The 1,239-nt window shown below is 66.3% G+C and carries 2 protein-coding genes; both read left to right on the top strand.

Annotated elements, in window-relative coordinates; translation table 11 throughout:
• A partial coding sequence (locus J1902_RS19030; RefSeq protein ID WP_242702230.1) for a hypothetical protein occupies positions 1-470 on the top strand: 470 nt, incomplete at its 5' end.
• Positions 467-1,239, top strand: a 773-nt coding sequence (locus J1902_RS19025; protein WP_207617928.1) for a Crp/Fnr family transcriptional regulator, incomplete at its 3' end; no start/stop codon positions are given. The genes J1902_RS19030 and J1902_RS19025, both read left to right, overlap by 4 nt.

Here is a 1,239-nt window from a genome sequence, read left to right as displayed (position 1 = left end):
AAAGGAGCCAACTGATGTCCGCTACATCGCCGGTGGCACGCCACCCCCATTTTTCCGCTTTACATCTCAGCCGGCGCGTCACGGCCGGCGTAACCGGCGGAGTGGCCGGAGGCCTGGTTTTCGGGATGCTCATGGCCGTGACGGGCATGCTGCCCATGGTCGCCTCGATGGTCGGCTCGGACACTGCATTGGCCGGCTTCGGCATCCACATGGTGATCTCGGTCCTGGTCGGCCTCGGCCTGACAGTGCCCTTCGCAGGCCTCCTCAGCTCCTACGGCAAGGGCACCCTAGTGGGGCTCGGCTACGGCGCCCTCTGGTGGGTCTTGGGGCCTCTGGTCATCATGCCCATGATCCTGGGCATGCCGCTTTTCATGGTCGACATGATGGCCGGGATGTCCCTGCTGGGGCATCTGGCCTACGGCGTCATCCTGGCCCTCGTAGCAGTGCGCGTACTGAAGGGCCAGGCATGAGCGATGACTGGGAAAGGGATGTGGAGGCCGCAGCCGGCGGCCTCCAGCCTTGGGCGCCCCGGCAGCGTGACCCCGACCCCCTGACCGCCGTGCCGGAGGACCCCTTCAACTGCCTGAACGAAGTGGACCTGTTCGCTGATCTGACGCCCGACGAGATGCGGGCAATGGACAAGATGGCCCCGGCAAGGATGTTCCGCCGCGGGGAGCTGGTCTTCAGCCAGTCCCAGCCCGTCACAGCCCTGTTCATCCTCAAGACCGGCAGGGTGCGGGTCTTCCGGGTCGCGGAGGATGGCAAGGCCCTGACCATGGCCATCCTCGAGCCCGGCGCGGTGTTTGGGGAAATGCTGTTGGTCGGCCAACGCATGTATGACAACTACGCCGAAGCGATCGAGGACTCGGCGATCTGCCAGCTCGGCGTCGAGGAGGTGGAACGGTTCCTGATCTCGGATCCGAGGATCGCCATCCGCATTTCCCGGCTGCTCGGCGAACAGGTCGCCCGCCTCGAAGAACGCCTCACCGACTTGGCCCTGCGTCCCCTGGCGGCCCGTGTTGCCTCAACCCTGCTCAATCTCGCAGCGACCGCCCCGAGCGGCCGCTTCGGGCAGAACCGGCCGGTCCGGCTCACGCACGAACAGATCGCAGGGCTGCTCGGCGCCACCCGCGAAGCCACCAGCAAGACCCTGTCAGACTTTGCATCCCAAGGCATCATCCGCCAAGGCCGTGGCCGGATCACCGTCCAGAACACCGCGGCGCTCAGTGCGATCGCACG

This window comes from Arthrobacter cavernae (assembly GCF_017368795.1).
In the GTDB taxonomy this organism is placed as follows: domain Bacteria; phylum Actinomycetota; class Actinomycetes; order Actinomycetales; family Micrococcaceae; genus Arthrobacter; species Arthrobacter cavernae.
The sequence above is the reverse complement of the archived record's forward strand: the minus strand, read 5'-3'. Positions and strand labels throughout refer to the sequence as shown.